Annotated in this window: 16 protein-coding genes; 6 read left to right on the top strand and 10 right to left on the bottom strand. The window is 64.0% G+C overall.

The genetic code is table 11. From position 1 onward, the window contains the following. The first annotated feature begins 48 nt into the window (after window positions 1-48). Window positions 49-1,020: a thioredoxin-disulfide reductase gene (trxB, locus tag C0V72_RS11165; RefSeq protein WP_101794217.1), complete on the top strand. Its 972-nt coding sequence runs from the start codon at window positions 49-51 to the stop codon at window positions 1,018-1,020. Window positions 1,021-1,037: 17 nt separating this feature from the next. Here trxB and C0V72_RS11160 read toward each other — a convergent pair whose 3' ends face one another. Both C0V72_RS11160 and C0V72_RS11155 read right to left on the bottom strand, forming a co-directional pair. After that, window positions 1,038-1,466, bottom strand: coding sequence for an MAPEG family protein (locus C0V72_RS11160; protein WP_172438999.1), 429 nt, complete (start codon window positions 1,464-1,466; stop codon window positions 1,038-1,040). 11 nt (window positions 1,467-1,477) lie between these two features. Beyond that, window positions 1,478-1,927: an MAPEG family protein gene (locus C0V72_RS11155; RefSeq protein ID WP_101794216.1), complete on the bottom strand. Its 450-nt coding sequence runs from the start codon at window positions 1,925-1,927 to the stop codon at window positions 1,478-1,480. Window positions 1,928-2,054: 127 nt separating this feature from the next. On the opposite strand from C0V72_RS11155, the gene C0V72_RS11150 reads away from it, so the two are divergent. After that, the gene (locus tag C0V72_RS11150) at window positions 2,055-2,426 is read left to right on the top strand and encodes a tRNA-binding protein (RefSeq protein ID WP_101794215.1); all 372 of its coding nucleotides are present in this window, start codon (window positions 2,055-2,057) and stop codon (window positions 2,424-2,426) included. 21 nt (window positions 2,427-2,447) lie between these two features. Here the strand turns inward: C0V72_RS11150 and C0V72_RS11145 are convergent, their stop codons facing one another. The 5 genes from C0V72_RS11145 to C0V72_RS11125 form a co-directional block, all read right to left on the bottom strand. Continuing rightward, window positions 2,448-3,959, bottom strand: coding sequence for an ATP-binding protein (locus C0V72_RS11145; protein ID WP_101794214.1), 1,512 nt, complete (start codon window positions 3,957-3,959; stop codon window positions 2,448-2,450). Between the two features lie 79 nt (window positions 3,960-4,038). Then, window positions 4,039-5,112: an endonuclease/exonuclease/phosphatase family protein gene (locus C0V72_RS11140; RefSeq protein WP_101794213.1), complete on the bottom strand. Its 1,074-nt coding sequence runs from the start codon at window positions 5,110-5,112 to the stop codon at window positions 4,039-4,041. Next, window positions 5,109-6,401, bottom strand: coding sequence for a metal-dependent hydrolase family protein (locus tag C0V72_RS11135; protein ID WP_199797791.1), 1,293 nt, complete (start codon window positions 6,399-6,401; stop codon window positions 5,109-5,111). The genes C0V72_RS11140 and C0V72_RS11135 overlap by 4 nt, the downstream gene beginning before the upstream one ends. Before the next feature lie 180 nt (window positions 6,402-6,581). After that, on the bottom strand, window positions 6,582-7,250 hold the full coding sequence (locus tag C0V72_RS11130; protein WP_101794212.1) for a DUF2490 domain-containing protein: 669 nt from the start codon (window positions 7,248-7,250) through the stop codon (window positions 6,582-6,584). Window positions 7,251-7,314: 64 nt separating this feature from the next. Continuing rightward, the gene (locus C0V72_RS11125; RefSeq protein ID WP_233999908.1) at window positions 7,315-7,902 is read right to left on the bottom strand and encodes a phosphoribosyl-AMP cyclohydrolase; all 588 of its coding nucleotides are present in this window, start codon (window positions 7,900-7,902) and stop codon (window positions 7,315-7,317) included. A gap of 151 nt (window positions 7,903-8,053) precedes the next feature. On the opposite strand from C0V72_RS11125, the gene C0V72_RS11120 reads away from it, so the two are divergent. Genes C0V72_RS11120 through C0V72_RS11105 form a run of 4 tightly spaced genes read left to right on the top strand, consistent with a single transcriptional unit; the run spans window position 8,054 to window position 12,556 of the window. Continuing rightward, on the top strand, window positions 8,054-9,097 hold the full coding sequence (locus C0V72_RS11120) for a sensor histidine kinase (protein WP_101794210.1): 1,044 nt from the start codon (window positions 8,054-8,056) through the stop codon (window positions 9,095-9,097). Then, window positions 9,094-9,759 carry a response regulator gene (locus C0V72_RS11115; RefSeq protein ID WP_101794209.1) on the top strand — a complete coding sequence of 222 codons (666 nt, stop codon included), beginning with the start codon at window positions 9,094-9,096 and terminating at the stop codon, window positions 9,757-9,759. The genes C0V72_RS11120 and C0V72_RS11115 overlap by 4 nt, the downstream gene beginning before the upstream one ends. Continuing rightward, entirely contained in the window at window positions 9,756-12,098 is a 2,343-nt protein-coding gene (locus tag C0V72_RS11110) for an ATP-binding protein (protein WP_101794208.1), read from the top strand. The genes C0V72_RS11115 and C0V72_RS11110 overlap by 4 nt, the downstream gene beginning before the upstream one ends. After that, window positions 12,095-12,556 (top strand): response regulator, encoded by a 462-nt coding sequence (locus tag C0V72_RS11105; protein ID WP_101794207.1) that lies wholly within the window; start codon window positions 12,095-12,097, stop codon window positions 12,554-12,556. The genes C0V72_RS11110 and C0V72_RS11105 overlap by 4 nt, the downstream gene beginning before the upstream one ends. Before the next feature lie 59 nt (window positions 12,557-12,615). Here C0V72_RS11105 and C0V72_RS11100 read toward each other — a convergent pair whose 3' ends face one another. From C0V72_RS11100 to C0V72_RS11090, 3 genes are all read right to left on the bottom strand, one after another. Then, window positions 12,616-14,898: a TonB-dependent receptor family protein gene (locus C0V72_RS11100; protein WP_199797789.1), complete on the bottom strand. Its 2,283-nt coding sequence runs from the start codon at window positions 14,896-14,898 to the stop codon at window positions 12,616-12,618. Window positions 14,899-15,350: 452 nt separating this feature from the next. Next, window positions 15,351-15,749 (bottom strand): response regulator, encoded by a 399-nt coding sequence (locus tag C0V72_RS11095; protein WP_101794205.1) that lies wholly within the window; start codon window positions 15,747-15,749, stop codon window positions 15,351-15,353. Further along, complete coding sequence (locus C0V72_RS11090) at window positions 15,749-16,291, bottom strand: sensor histidine kinase (protein ID WP_267893436.1); 543 nt, start codon at window positions 16,289-16,291, stop codon at window positions 15,749-15,751. Before C0V72_RS11090 ends, C0V72_RS11095 begins: the two co-directional genes overlap by 1 nt. Window positions 16,292-16,377 lie beyond the last annotated feature (86 nt).

Raw genomic sequence — 16,377 nt, 5'->3', positions numbered from 1 at the left:
GCATCCCTTTCCCATATCGTCTTTCTGAAATCCATCCGAGGCACTCCCATGGCGACCCATACCACCAAGATGCTCATCATCGGCTCCGGCCCGGCGGGCTATTCCGCCGCGATCTATGCCGCGCGCGCCATGCTCGAACCGATTGTCGTGCAAGGGCTTCAGCCCGGCGGCCAGCTGACCATCACCACCGATGTCGAAAACTATCCCGGTTACCGCGATGTGGTGCAGGGCCCGTGGCTGATGGAGGAAATGCGCGCGCAGGCCGAACATGTCGGCACGCGCATGATGTGGGACACGATCGTTTCGGTCGATCTCGATCATGGTTCGCCGTTCCGCGCCATCGGCGATAGCGGGGATGAATATATCGCCGATTGCCTCGTCATTTGCACCGGTGCGCAGGCCAAGTGGCTCGGCGTTCCGGGCGAGATGGATCTGGGCGGCAAGGGCGTCAGCGCCTGCGCGACGTGTGACGGGTTCTTCTACCGCGGCAAGACCGTCGCCGTGATCGGCGGGGGGAACACCGCGGTCGAGGAGGCGCTGTACCTCACCAACCATTCCGACAACGTGACCCTGATCCACCGCCGCGACAGTTTGCGGGCCGAGAAGATCCTGCAAGAGCGTCTGTTCGCCAATCCCAAGATCTCCGTGCTGTGGAACAAGGCAGTCGCCAGCTTCGAAGCGGGCGAGAACGGGATGCTGCACCACCTGGCGCTGACCGACACCGTGACGGGTGAGGCATCGACGCTGGAGGTTGACGGGGCCTTCGTCGCCATCGGCCACGCGCCCGCGACGTCGCTGTTCGTCGGCAAGCTGCCGATGGACGAAAGCGGCTATCTGCTGACGGAACCCGGCACGCCGAAGACCGTGATCCCCGGCGTATTTGCGGCCGGCGACGTGACCGATCATGTCTATCGCCAAGCGGTGACCGCAGCGGGCATGGGCTGCATGGCCGCGCTCGATGGAGAGCGTTACCTTGCCGAGCGCGCGCATGCGGTGCAGGAGGCCGAGGCGGCGGAATAATCCGCCGCCGCGCCCATTCAAAACACCGCCAGTGCGGCGTGCAGGATCAGCGCCATCAGCGCGAAGCTTGACAAGGCGAACAGCGCAAACCGCACGATGACCCGGTTGATGGTCGCCTGCACAATGCTGTGCGCGATGCGCAGGCCGACATAGGCCCAGGCGAGCGTGGTGTTGAACCCATCGCCCTGACCGATGATCGCCAATACGATCGCCACCGCATAAAACAGCGTAGGTGCTTCGTGCAGATGGTTGTAATTGTCGGCTTTCCAGCTGACGCTATCGGGCAGCTTCGCGCGCAGGCTGGCGCCGTTGCTGCCCACGAGGTTCTTGGCGTCGATCCCGGCCTTGTTCATCGCCGGGATGCGGGTGGCGTACATCCACACCCACATCACCATCGTCCACGCCAACAGCGCCACCACGGGCTGGAGAATATCCATTCCGATCATCAGGTCTCTCCTTAAACGGGCAGGGCCGAAGGGTCGGCCAGCAGGGTTGCCATCGCAGCGCGGATCGCCAGCGCCAGCAGCGCCATGCTTGAGACGAGAAACAGCAGGAAGCGCACCGGCACCTTGTTTACTGTCGCCTGCCAGACCGAATGCACGATCCGCAGACCAACATAGGCCCAAGCCAGCGTGACATCCACGGCGCCCGCGCCCATGATCGCAAGGATCACGACCGTGGGATAGAACACCGTCGGCTGCTCCATCAGGTGCGAATAATTGTGGGCAGGCCAGTTGATCTGCGGGTCGAGCTTCCCTTCAAGATCCTGTCCCCGGCCGCCGGGCCGCGCGCCCAGATCGATCCCGGCTTTCTTCAAGGCGGGCAGCCGCACGCCCGCCATCCAGAACAGCATGATGAGCGTCCACACCACCAGCACGGCGGCGGGCGCGAGTATTTGCGCTTGCATGAATGTGATCCCCTTCGAGAGCCTCTCTCCGCCGCGCAGACTGCGAGCGCGATGATGGATTGTCAAATGCAACCCATCATCGCGCGCCAATAGACAGGCTGCCCGGCGGTGCGCTAGTTTGGCAGCCATGCACATGCTTCACGATCCCGCCGATCCGGCCGCGGCGCCGATTGCCTTCGACGATTTCCTCAAAGTCGATATTCGCGCGGGGCGGATCATCCGGGTGGACGCCTTTCCCGAAGCGCGCAAACCGGCCTTCAAGCTCACCATCGACTTTGGCCCCGGCATCGGGATCAAGCGTTCGTCAGCGCAGGTCTGCGGGCTGTACACGCCCGAGGCACTGGATGGGCGAATGGTGGCAGCAGTGGTGAACTTCCCGCCGCGCCAGATCGGCAAGTTCATGTCCGAAGTGCTGACGCTCGGCTTTCCCGACACGGCGGGCAATGTGGTGCTGTTTGCGCCTGATAGCGATGTGCCGCTGGGCGCGCGGTTGTTTTAGGCCGGGCGCGCCCGCCGCCGCCTATTCCGCCGCGTCGGCCAGTGACAGGGCGTGCGGCACAGTGATTGTGCGCTCCCCGCCGAAATCCTCGCGCACCACGATCAGGCCCTGCCGTTCGAGGTGGTCGAGCAGCCGGCGCACCCGGCTGGGGGATGAGCTGCCGTAGAGCCGTCCCAACTCGTCTTCACCGGGCATGGGCGTGCCCTGCGCGGCGGCCATCAGGATGGCGAGGTAGGGGGCGAGCACATCATCCTCCACGCCCTCTGCCGCCTGGGCGATCACGGCAAGGCCCGCGCTTCCGATCTGGTCGGCCCCGCTGACGGCAAAGGCAAACATCCGGCGGAATCGGGCCATGTCGATATGGGCGCTGGCGATGCCGCGCTGGCGGCAGCGGACCGCGAAATCGCGAAACAGCGCGGTCGCAGAGCGGAAGGTTGCGCCCTCGCTCAGCGCCAGTTCGCGCACCACGGCCTCAAGGTTGTCGGTCGATTGTGAGAGGGCCGGAGCAGGAGCGGGAGGCAGCGCTGGGGCCGGGGCCGGAGCGGGCCGCGCTGGCGCGGTACCGGGCACCACGTCGGGCAGATCGCGCGGTGCGGCGAGCGCTTGTTCCACTGCGGCGCGCGGCGGGGCGGGCGGCGGCGCTGCGCGGCGGACGGGCTGGGGCTGGGCCGCTGCTTCGGTCAGCCGTTCGGTCAGCAAGGCTTCCATCGCGCCCTCGGCGGCATCGGGCAGCGGGATCAACCCCTGTCCGCCGCCGCGCCCGGCCGTGCGCACCGCGCCGACATGGACGGCCACGGGGCGCCGACTGATCGCCGGGCCGAGCCCCAGAAACTGCCCGCGCTGCAAATCGCGGATCCGTTCGGCCTGCCGCCGGTCCATGCCGAGAAGATCAGCCGCACGCTGCATGTCGATATCGAGGAAGGTACGCCCCATCAGGAAGTTCGATGCTTCGGCGGCGACGTTCTTGGCGAGCTTGGCCAGCCGCTGGGTGGCGACGATCCCGGCCAGGCCGCGCTTGCGGCCACGGCACATCAGATTGGTCATCGCCGACAGGGTCGCGCGGCGGGTGTCGTCATTCATCTCGCCCGCAGCGGCTGGGGCAAACATCTGTGCCTCGTCCACCACCACCAGCGCAGGATACCAATACTCACGCGGGGCATCGAACAGGGCGGTCAGGAACAGCGCCGCGCAGCGAATCTGCTGTTCCACCTCAAGCTCGTCGAGAGCCAGCACCACCGATGCGCGGTGCTGGCGGACTCGCAGCGCCAGTTCTTCGATCTCACGCGCGGAATAGGCCCCTGCATCGATCACCACATGGCCGAATTCGTCGGCGAGGGTGACGAAATCGCCCTCGGGATCGATCACGATCTGCTGCACCTGTCCGGCGCATTCCTCCAGCAGTCGGCGCAGCAAGTGCGATTTGCCCGAGCCGGAATTGCCCTGCACCAGCAGGCGCGTGGCAAGCAGCTCCGCCAGATCGATCCCGATCGTCTGTCCGCTTTGGTCGCGCCCGATGTCGATGTGTGCTGTCACCCGCAGGGGATTAGGCAGGCAGCGGCCCCGCGCAAAGGTGCGGCCGAGAGTTTTCCAGCGATTTGGGACGGGCTGCGCGTCAACGCCGTGGTTCGACCCGCGCGCCCGGTGCGGCGGCTGCCTTCAGTGCGGCGAGCGGCTCAATGGCATAGGTCACGATATACGCATCATGGTCGGACAAGCGCCCGCCTGTGTCTGGCCCGTCAAACCACGCTTCAATCCGCACAGGGCGCAGGGCGATGCGGTCGCCGTTGTCGTAGATTTGCAGGTCCTGCGTATCGAGCCAGGGTGCATCCCCGTCGAAACTGACCCGGATATCGCACGGCGGCATGGCCGGATCATCACGCGCCTCAAGGCAATAACGCCGCGCCAGCTGATACCCGTTCCGGGTTTCAAACGCATCGAGCCGCGCGGGGTTTCGCCGCATGTTGAAATCGCCCGCCAGCACCAGCGGACTGGCAGGCAGGCTTACCCGGTCAAGGAAATCGGCCAGCTCGGCCGACTGGGCATTGTGGGCAGCAAGGTGCTTTTCCGGCGGGGCCTTCGAAGCACCTTGCGCGTTCATGTGGGTGGTGGCGATCTCGATGGGGTCAGCAAGGCCGGGGACCGCGATCCGGACCAGCATAACGCCTTTGTTGGCGAGGCAATCCCACCCCGCACACGAGGTCGGCCCATAGGGCTGGGAAAAGCTTGCGGTGATCGGATAGCGCGAGGCGATTGCGATCCCGCTTCCCATGAAGCGCACACCCCATTCGCCGCGCATCACGTTGCGCTTGCGCAGCACGGGGTCGCGGGTTTTGGGCAGGCCGGACCGCATCGGTGCGCGCGGGCCCAGGGCAGCGTAGGGATGCGGAGTCGACGTGGCTGTGCGCAGCGCATCGGTGCTGAAGGCTTCCTGAAACAGGATAACATCAGGCAACACGCCGCCCGCTTCCATCCGTTTAAACTCGGCGGTGATGGCTTCGAGAAACGGACCTCGCCCGGTGCGCGCGGGCCAGGTGAGGCCTTCGAGGTTGAAGGTCATCACGCTGAGAGTGGCCGGAGCCGGGCCGGGCGGGGTCGCCGTGGCTTGCGGCGCGGGCACATCGGGATAGGAAACGCACCCACCCGCCGCCAGCGCCAGGGCGGCGGCCAACAACCCTGCGCGGATCATTCCGCCGCGCTTTTCACGATCACCCCGTCCTTCATGATGACGGTGAAATTGCGCGCCGGATCGCCGATCAGGTCGATATCGGCCAGCGGGTCACCCCGCACAAGAATAAGGTCGGCAAGCGCGCCTTCTTGGACCACACCCAGCCGCCCTTCATAGGGCGTGCGCGGGCCGGACAGCGCAAGCAGTTCGGCATTGCCCGACGTCACCAGCCGCAGGAGTTCGGCAGGCGTGAAGTAGGGCTTCAGCCGCAGGATATAGGCGTTTTGCTGGGCGTTGAGTTCAGGCTCGAACAGGAAGTCGGTGCCCCAGGCGAGTTTCACGCCCAGACGCTTGGCCATCGGCCAGACGATTTTCTGGCCTTCGATCACCGGCTTGCGCTTTTCGCGGCGCTTGGGGTCCATCGCCTCGGTCGAATCGACCAGCATCTGCCCCGACAGCCAGATGCCCTTGTCCGCCATCAGCTTGAGCGTGTCTTCATCCAGCAGGTTGCCATGCTCGATCACCTTTACCCCCGCCTCGATCGCGCGGCGCACCGATTTGGGGTGATAGGCATGGACGGTGACATAGGTGTTCCAGTCCGACGCCGCATCCACCGCCGCCTTCATCTCGTCGAGCGTGTATTGGGTGACGTCGAGCGGATCATATTCCGAACTGGTGCCGCCGCCGGCTGCGATCTTGATCTGGCTTGCGCCCAGACGCAGGTTCTCGCGCACGGCGGTCAGCACTTCGTCACGCCCGTCTGCGACGACGCTCGCCCAGATTTCTTCGGCCTTGGACATCTTGCCTGAAAACCGCCGCGAAGGCTCGCTGGGGTGGCGCAAGTCGGCATGGCCCGAGGTCTGGGAGATCATCGGCCCCGCCGGCCAGATGCGCGGGCCCATCACCTTGCCGCTGTCGATCAGGCGCTTCAGCTGGAACGAGGGCCCGCCGACATCGCGCACCGCGGTAAAGCCGCGAAGCAGCATCGCGCGCGATTGCTCCGCCGACAGTGCCATCACCTTTTCAAGGCTCATGTCGGGCGCGGCCATCTGCGCGGGCGAGAGGCTGTTGAACATCATGTGCACATGATTGTCGATCAGGCCTGGCATCAGCGTCTGGCCGGCTGCGTCAATCACGGTTGCTTCAGCAGACGCAGGCGGGGAGTCCGGCCCGATCGCGGCAATCACATTGCCGCGCACCACAACAGTGGTCGGCGCAGACAACGTGTCGGCGGTGCCATCAAATACCCGGACATTGGTGAAGACGACTTCACGCTCTGCCGGCTGCGCGCGCAGCGGGCCGGTGGCCATCAGCACCCCTGCCAGCACGAGCGCCCCAACCGCCCTCCATGATCCTCGCTTTGTCATCTTGCCCTCAGCCACCTGTTGATATGCTGAGACAATACGGACAGGCTGACGCATGGCAACACGGCAATCGTTTGATGGGTTGAGATTACGCCGATTTGATGGAAGCCGCGATTACCGGCGGGTTCAGAAGGTCATGAACAGGTTTACGTTGGCCGTGTGATCCGACCGGTCGCGTCCGTCGCGCACGACATGCTGGTTGAGATAGCCGGGCACCACTTCGATGTTTTTCGCCAGTGGCACCGATACGCCGATGAAATTGCGCCAGATCGACAGGCCGCCGCGCTGCACACCGGTCTGATTGAGGTCAAAGAACGGTTCGGTGTAGGCGACCAGCTTGTTGTTGTCGCTGACAGGCACCCGCAGCTGCACGAACTGGCGCAGCCGCCACGAGGTGTCTTCGCGTTCTTCAAATGTGCGCTGTTCCAGACGGGTGCGCGAATCCAGCGTCACGCCGCCCTGGCTGGAAAGCAGGCGCACGTTGAGCTCCTGGTAATAGCGATGTTCGTTCAGCAGCGCCGGGCCGACCGGATCGGTGCGGACATAGGCATAGCCGACGCCAAGATTCACATCCTTGTCGATGCGATAGCCGACCAGCGACCGCAGCAGCAACTGGCCGAGCCGCTCGGCATCATTGGTGAAGCGTTCCTGTGCTTCGAGCCGGACATAGACCTTGTCGGTCGCATTGATCGTGGCGAACTGGCCAAGCCAGATGTTGGCATCGTCCTCTGCGGCAAAGGCCGGTGCCGCACAAACAGCGGCCAGACAGGCGAGGGGAAACAGACGCAGGGTCATCGCAAGCGGATACTCCAGGCCGGAGCGCGTCCGTGCAGGCCGCGCCCCGGTGGCTTCAGGACAATCAGGCGCCGTTATACGGAACCGATGACTGGTGCACGACGATCTTCAGGGCGCCCTTCGGGTCGCGGATATAGCCGAAGGTGTATTCGACCTTGGTTTCCTCGGCAGCACCCGCAGCGGTAAACCAGTAATTGCCCATCGCCACAGCCATGGTGCACGAATTATTGGTGATCCCGACATTCTTCCAGCGCACTTTGCTCCAAGGCTTGATGGCAAAGCCCTTGTCTTCGGGATAGGTAGGATTGCCGCCAACGAAATAGGACAGCGCGGAATCGAACGAGGTGCGGAACTGATCGACCGATGCGAGTGTCGGCTTGAACAGTACGAGGCTGAGATCATAGGCGTAGAACTGATCGATGTGGGCTGCCGCCGCCACGGTGTAATCGCCGCCGCTCGAATAGACCTTGCCGATGTTGACGATGCCATCACCCCACGCCTTCTGCGCGGCAACGACTTCCTTCTCGGTGATGCAGTCGGCCGTTGCTTCGGCCGCGACCGGGGTGGCGGCGGGTTTGCGCGACTTGGCTTCGGCATAGCCGGGCGTGCAGGCGGTGATAAGGGCGACAGCAGCGGTCGCCAACAGGGTCATCTTCACGAGGGGCTCCATCAAAATGGTTGGCACTGATGCCACCGGAGATGGCGCAGCTCTCAAAGCCGCGCGTCGGCTGGATGGCTGGCCTGATGGCCTATGCCGAATGGCATATGACAAAGCGCATCGCGGGCGTTAGGGCTGTCCGGCCATGCCTGCCCCGCTCGTCGCACCGACGCCTGAAAACGCTGCCGATTTGCGGCAGTTGTACCGCGCTGCCGAAGATCGGGCGGCGCGGTTGAGAGTGTTGGCCGATGCCGGCCAGGCGCTGGCCGCGGCAAGCCCGGAGGCACTCGATGCGGTGGCCGCCGATGTCGCGCGGGCGGCGGCGCATCTTGCCGGTTTTGCCAATGGGTATGTGGCCAGTTCGGATAAAGTGGCAGCGGCGATGCCGGGCACTCTTGTGCTCGATCTCAAGGCCCCGGGCAGTGACGGGACGGAGATCGGCGTGCTGGTGCTGGAGGAGCGCCGCGGCGAACCCGGCGCAGAAGACCGCGAAACGCTCGGCCTGCTGTGCCAATTGCTTGGTGCAAGCCTGTCTGCCCGCGCCCGCGAGCGCCGGCTGGCGATGCTGCTGGGAAAACTGCTGGGCGGTCACGAGGCGGAGCGCAGCCGGATCGCGCATGAATTGCATGATGGCGTGGCGCAAAGTGCAGCCGCGTTGATGCGCCGGCTGGAACTGGCAGGTGACGGCGATCCGGACGACCTTGCGATGGCGCGCGAGCAGGCCAAGGCGCTGGTGGGCGAGCTGCGACGGGTGATCGCCGGAATGCGCCCGCCGGTACTCGATGATCTCGGGCTTGTCCCGGCGCTGCGCCAATTGGCGGAGGATGCGGCCATTGCAGGTCTCGCAGTGACGCTCGACCTCGTGCTTGCACCTGACGAACGCCCAGCCGCCGCGACTGAGACAACGCTGTTCCGGGTGGTGCAGGAAGCGCTCAACAACGCCCGGATGCATGCCGGCCCGGCGACAAAAGTGGTGGTGCAACTGCGCCGCGCAGGCGCCAATATCACGCTCTGCGTACGCGATGATGGCTGCGGGTTCGATCCGGCTGCGCTGCGCCAACCGGGCGCTGCGGGCGGGCTTGGCCTTGCCTATATGCGCGAACGGATTGCGCTGCTTGGCGGGCAGCTCGTCATCACCAGCACGCCCGGCGCGGGCAGCATGATTACCGCCGAACTGCCTGCTGCATGAACACCGCGCCTGCTCGCATTGTGATCGCAGACGACCACGCGCTGGCCCGCGAAGGGTTGCGTGCGATCCTCGAGCGGAGCGGCCAATTTGCCGTGGTCGGCGAGGCGGCGAGCGCCGAGGCGGCCTTGGCATTGTGCGCCGAATTCAAGCCCGATCTTGCGCTGCTCGATATCCGCTACGGCCCGCAAGGCGCAGGCGGGATCGATGGGCTGGAGGCCGCGCGGCGGTTGTCCGAGGCCTTGCCGCACATCCGCATCGTCATGCTGACAATGCACGAGACCGCCGATTATCTGCGTGCAGCGATTGCTGCGGGCGCGCGGGGCTTCATTACCAAGGATGCCTCGCGCGAGGAATTGCTGAATGCGCTTGCGCAGGTCGCTGCCGGCGCGGTCGCCTTTCCGCCTGCTCTGATGCGCAGCGCCGTCAAGCTGACCCACCGCGATCCTGCCTTTGTCGCGCTGGACCACCTCACCCCGCGCGAAAGTGAAGTGCTGAGCGCCTTGGCTGATGGGCTGACGAACAAGGAAATCGCTGGCCGGCTCGGCATCAGTCCCGGAACGGTCAAGACCCATGTCGAACGACTGATCGGCAAGCTTGGCGTGCGCGACCGGACGCAGGCGGCAATTCTGGCGGTCGAACATCGCACACGGCGCTCCGGATGAACGGGCACGCCATCGCCGGCTGGTGGGCCAACCGCGCGCTTGCGACCAAGGGGCTGGTGGTCGTGGCGCTGCCCCTGCTGATCTTTCTGGGATCGGTGGCGGTGTTGTTTGCCATCAGCCGGATGGAAGCGGAGGCCGAACAGGATGTCCGCCTGACCATCGCAATCCAGACCGACATCAATGAAGTCCACGCCCTTCTTGCCGAGGCGTCAAGCGGGGTGCGCGGTTATTTGCTGACGGGCGAACGGCGCTTTCTTGAACCGTACCAGCGGGCCGAAGACACGCTGCCAGCGCTGTTTGCGCAGCTTCAGGCGGCCATCCGTGATGCTGATGCGGCCCGGCGGCTGGCGCGGATCGAAGCGCTGGCCGAACAGAAGCGCGATGGGCTGACCGCGCTGCTGGCGGCGCGCGAGGGTACAGGTACGCTCGATCAGGCGACGATCGGCGATGGCCTTGCCGCCAACAAGCGCGTGCTGGATGCCCTGCGCGCCCAGATCGAAGGGATGCAGGCGCGCGAACGCGAATTGCTGGCCGCCCGTCAGGATCGGCTTGACCGGCTGCGCTCGGGCGGGTTGCTGGCGACCGGCATCCTTATGTTGGCGGGGCTGGGTGGCAGCCTGTTTGCGGTGTTCCTGTTTTCCAGCGGGATCGTGCGCCGCATCCAGCGGCTTGAACGCGATGCGGTGCTGCTGGCGCAGGGCGATGTGCTGACCGGGCGCGAGGATGGCCGCGACGAGATCGGGCTGCTGGCCGAACGCATGGGCGAGGCCAGCCGTCTGCTGCGCGCCCGCGAACAGGCGCTGCGCGACGGCGAAGAGCGTTTCCGCCTCGTGATCGAAGGCGTGCGCGACTACGGCATCTTCGCGCTCGATACACAGGGCCATGTGATCAGCTGGAACACCGGAGCGCAGCGCATCAAGGGCTGGCACAGCAGCGAGATTATGGGCTGTCATTTCTCGGTCTTCTACCCCGGCAAGGACGCAAGAAGCCGCTCGATGCGCAACCTCGCCGATGCCATGCGCGAAGGCCGGGTCGAGGACGAAGGTTGGCGGGTGCGCAAGTATGGCACCCGGTTCTGGGCCAATGTCGTGATCACCGCGCTGTATGACGAAACCGGCGCACTGCGCGGCTTTTCCAAGGTCACCCGCGACATCACGGAGCGCCGCCGCGCGCAGGAAGCCTTGGAGATTGCCCGGCAGGAAGCCGAGACGGCAAGCGCTGCCAAAAGCCTGTTCCTGTCACGCATGAGCCATGAATTGCGAACGCCGCTCAATGCGATCCTCGGCTTTGCCCAGCTGCTCGAACTCGATCGCACGGCCAATAGCCCGCAGGACAGGGGCAGCATCGATCATATCCTGCGCGCCGGACGCCATCTGCTGGCGCTGATCGACGAAGTGCTCGATATTGCCCGCATCGAAGCGGGTAAACTGGGGCTGGAAATTGCCCCGGTGGTGCTGTCTGCGGTGATGGCAGAAGCGGCCGGCTTGGTGCGGCCTCAGGCCGAGGCCCGCGGCGTGACGATGATCTGCGAGGCGGGCGGGGTGCCGCCGATTGCCGCCGATCCGCGCCGCCTGTTGCAGGTGCTGCTCAACCTGCTCAGCAATGCGATCAAATATAACCGCGATGGTGGAACCGTGGTTCTGCGCGCGCAAAGAGTGGGCGGCATCGTGCGGATCGACGTCATCGATAGCGGCATCGGGATTGATCCCGAGCAGGCGGGGCAGCTGTTTCAGCCTTTCACCCGGCTGGCGGCGGGGGCGGCAGGTTCTGAAGGCACCGGCCTTGGCCTGTCCTTGTCGCGCGCCTTGGTCGAGGCGATGGCTGGCGCTATCGGCTATGCCCCGCGTGACGATGGGCGCCAAGGGGCGTGCTTCTGGATCGAATTGCCGGTTTCTAAAACGCCGCTGCCGGCCGAGTTTGCCCAAGGCGACCCGGCCTCGAGTGCGATTGTGCAGCCGCGCGCGGTCACGATCCTGTTGATCGAAGACAACCTTGCCAATGCCCAGCTGATCGAAGCGGTGATTGCCCGTCACCTGCCCGATGCGCGGGTCCTGAACGCCATGCAGGCGCGCATTGGCCTTGACCTCGCCTTGCAGCACCGCCCCGATCTGGTGCTGCTGGACCTGCATCTGCCGGACCGCGATGGGGACTGGGTGCTGGAAGAACTGCGGCGCACCATCCCGGCCCTGCCGGTCATTCTGCTGACCGCCGACGCGCTTGCCGCACAGGCCGATTGGGCCGCCCGCGGCGCGCGCGCCGTCCTGACCAAGCCGATTGATGTGCCTGCTCTTGCTGGGCAGTTGGAACGCGCGCTGACAGAAGGCGTTGCGGACGAGTGACACGTGCTGCCGATGATGCCCGGATTCTGGTGATCGATGATGAGCCAGCCAACCTTGCCCTGGTTGCGGCGGTGCTGGCGCGGGAAGGCTACGCCAGCGTCGAAACCGTGCCCGATCCGCGCCATGCCATTGACCGCTATCTGGCGTTCCGTCCTGATCTGGTCTTGCTCGACCTGATGATGCCGGGGATTGACGGCTATGCCTTGCTTGACCGGCTCAGACGGCTCGCCGTGGCGGATGATCCGGTGCCGATCATGGTGCTGACGGCCGACACCTCGATCGAGGCGCGTCGACGCGCGCTGGCGCTGGGCGCGCGGGACATCGTCACCAAACCGTTCGACGTGTTCGAACTCGGCTTGCGGATCGCCAATCTGGTGGAGTTACGGTTGCTGCTGGAACGGCTTTACTTGGCGGGCAAGGGTACGGGCGGGCGCGGCGATGACAGCGGCGCTTGTTGATCACAACGCCGCTGTTCCGACCGCTTTTTGCGCTTCGATCACCCTGACCTGCGACCTTATCAATATCGCAGAGTCACGCCCGCCTGAATGGTGAACGGCTGGCCCGGCAGAATGCCCCGCGCGCGGTCAACGACATAGAGCCGGTCGAACAGGTTGCGCACCGTGGTGAACACCTCCCAATTGCCCTGCGGGGGACCATAGGAGACCGCCGCGTTGACCTGCGTCCACCCTTCGATCAGCCCGCGCTGGCCATCGGGCGTGACCGGGATCAGGTTGACATCATCGGCGAAGATCGAAGACTGGCTGACCACTTCCAGCTGACCGGTGAAGCCCTTGTGTTCGACCCCGACTGCGCCCGACACCAGCCATTCCGGCGAATAGGGCAGGCGGTTGCCTTCGACATTGCGGGCCACCCCGCAGGCCGCCGGGCCGGAGCCTGTGGCGACCGGGGTGCCGGAAACCGCGCCGTCAAAGCAGGGTGCGGTGGCAATGCGCGTGCTGCTGAACTTGGCGTCGGCAACCCAAGTTACCGCCAGCCGCGCAAACACATCGGTCTCGCTTTCGGTCCAGCCCGCATCGCGGGACGAGGCATTGAGCGAAAACTCGCCGCCGCGGTGCATGGTCTCGCCAGCAGACGTCAGCTGCGTCCCGATCCCGCCCGCCACGGATTGCGCAATGATCTGGTTTTCGAAGTCCATCACGAAGAACGTCGCATCCGCGTTGATGCCGCGCACGATGTCTCCGCGAATGCCGATTTCGTAGTTCCAGCTCAGCTCCGGATCGAGATCGACCGAGCCGCCCGCTGCGGTGATGATGTCCTCCACGCGCGGCGGGGCAAAGCCGCGGTGCACGCCGCCGTACAACGTGATGCTGTCGGTCAGCGCCCACGTCGCGCCGATGCCGGGCAGCACCTCGTTCAGGCTCTGGCTGCCGCTGGTGGCCTCCGTCAGCGTGCCCGAGGGCCGACCATTAACGAGCACATCGATCGGCAGGTTGCGGCGGGTCAGGTCGATGAACTCTGCCCGCACGCCGGGGGTGATGGAAAGATCGCCGAAAACTAAGTTCGACTGGATGAAGGCAGCAAAGGCAGTCGTATCGCGCTCGTTGTTTTCGCGCACGCCTGCGTTCACGCCGGTGCCGGGGCGGCGGGCGTTGGGCGTGTCGCCATTAAGCTGCTGACGGCTCTGGCGTTCTTCATGATAGCGGACGCCGATTTCGGTCGCGCCGTCCAAGCCCAGCAAGCCGTGATCCACGCTCAGCCGCGTTTCGACGCCGTAAGTATCGTAATCGCGCAGCCGGCCTTCATTGCCGCAGGTGGTGAGCAGGTTGGCCAGCCCGCCGCAGGTGGGATCGCTCGCATCATTGGGGCGCTGTCCGCTGTTGGAAGACTGCCGCCACCAGTCCCGCGTGAAGTAATGGTAGTAGCCGGTGGTCAGCAGGCGCAGGTTCTCATCCAGATCCCAGCGATGGGCGATTGTCGCGTTCAACCGCTCGGTCTGGAAATCATCATTGACGAACACATTGCCGCGCGGATCGGCGGCAAATTCGTCACGGCGCAGGCCCGAATAGCCGACCTGGCTGTCCTCGCGGAAGCGCGACAACTTCACGGTCAGGCCGTGATCGGGGCCAAGCTCCCATGCGCCCTTGATGAAGATATCGGTAAAGCGCAGCGCCTGATTGTCGCGGTTGCCATCGGTCTGGTTGTGGTTGACGTGCACCAGCACACCCCCGCCCAGCAGCTTGCCGCCAACCTGTCCGTCGAGCATCAGCATATCCCGATTGCCTGCTGCGACCGTGCCGCTTGCGACAAACTCCTCAGGCACTTCCGGGGTAATGTAATTCACCACGCCGCCGATGGTCTGGGGACCAAAGCGGATCTGGCCCGCGCCCTTGAGCACCTCGACCGCGCTGAAGCGCTGGATCGGCGGGTGATAATAGGCCGCGTTGTCGCCGTAAGGCGCAAAGCCGAGCGGGATGCCATCCTCCAGCAGCAACACCTTGGTCGAACGGATCGGGTTGAGGCCGCGGATGCCGATATTGGGGCGCATCCCGGCGCCTTCCTCGTCGCGCACGAACACGCCCGCCACCTGGCGCAGCGCATCATTGACATTCAGTACGCGGGTCCGGCGCAGGTCATCATTGGTCACAGTGGCAAAAGACCCGGCGATCTCGTCAGCTTCGTCCGGGTTGCCGACGACCACGATTTCCGTCGCAGGCTTGGCCGCGCTGGCAGATGCGGCGGCAGGTGCGGCAAAGTCAGCGGCCAAAGCCTTGGCGTCAGCCGTTTCAGCGACCGCTGGAACAGCAATCACAGAACAGCTGAGCAGGAGCCCAACGCGCAAACTCGGTAGCATTTGAGAGAACCTTTCGCAGTGCAATTGCGATCCCGCTACTGCGAGTTAGTCGCATAAGCAAGGGCAATTCTGCGCCCCGGAAATAAAGGGCTCAGACGCCGGAATTGTGGGTCCATCGGGGAGAGAAGCTGGCCGCGCACACCCAATGGCGCGGCGTCCTCGGGGGTGTCGCAAACGCGCCCTTGGCCGAACAGGCAGTAGCGCAGGATATCGCAGCGGGTCGCGCGCTCGATGCCGCTAAGGAACAAGCTGCACGTGACCGCAATTGGCAACCTTGATGGCACAAAGAAGGGGGCTGGCATTGCTGCCGGCCCCTCACCCCATGGGGATACGCATTTAATTCACGATAGCACGCTATTGTTCTGGCCAATCGGCCATCGGTACCCGTTTGCTATTCTCCATCATCGAACAACAACTGGTCCATATGTCCTGAAAACCCGTCAGTGCCGGTACAATTCAAGTCCGGGCGGCGCTGCCGGAAGCGGCAATCCTTCAATTACCGCTTCGGCAATTTTGACTGAACCTGCCAGCAATCTGTCTGAAAACGGCTTGGGCAAACAACCTAGTGCAAGATCGGGCCTTGGCCCATCTGGTGGGTTGCCCGTAAGAAAGATGCAAATGACTCCATTCTTCTGAAGTTCAGCCGCTGCGTCGAGGCCTGAGCTACCATTCGCCAGCTGGATATCGACAAACGCGAGTTGTGGCTGGGCACGTTCCGCTTCATTTACGGCCGAGACTACATCATCCGCGATGCCTACAACATCATGTCCCTGCTTTTTTAACAAGGCCTTCAGTGTCATAGCGACCATGAATTCGTCTTCGACGACCAATATCTTCATTAATTCGCGCCTTTTACGTTAGATGACTGAGGCTTGGTCGGTATCGTCAAGACGACCTTTGTCCCGGTGCTAGCACTTTGGGTCACGATTTCACCACGCATCTGATGAACGAGACCTTCAACAATTTCGCTCCCTTGACCAGACTTTTCCTCAGCCGCCGCAGGACATATGCCAGCGCCATTATCGCTGATGACCAGCGTGATCTGTTCGCTGGATCGAACAGCGGAAATGGACAACCTTGGCTCTTTTGAACTCAGGCCGTATTTGAGTGAGTTTGTAACGATCTCGTTGAGAACCAGTACGAGTGGGCTCACTTGACTTATCTTAATCATCAAGTCGCCCAAGAAACTAAATTCTAAATCTACATCACTTCGTCCTGCAGAGATGACCAAATCGGTAACAATCTCTTCGATAGCGATCTTCATATCAACACGGTTGTGGGTTCCGCTTTGATAGAGAAGCTGATGGACACGTGCAATCAAGGCCACCTTGCTGCGAGCAGACATAATGGCTGAATGGGCTTCTCCGTCGTCTAGGCTCAGGCCCCATTAAATTGCTTGCGCGAGACGTGATCGGTTGATTCAATGGCGGCGCTGAGGAGGCGCTGCCGTTGACTGAAGTCTGGATG

Source organism: Porphyrobacter sp. TH134, assembly GCF_002855495.1.
In the GTDB taxonomy this organism is placed as follows: domain Bacteria; phylum Pseudomonadota; class Alphaproteobacteria; order Sphingomonadales; family Sphingomonadaceae; genus Erythrobacter.
This window is presented reverse-complemented; position numbering and strand designations above follow the sequence as displayed.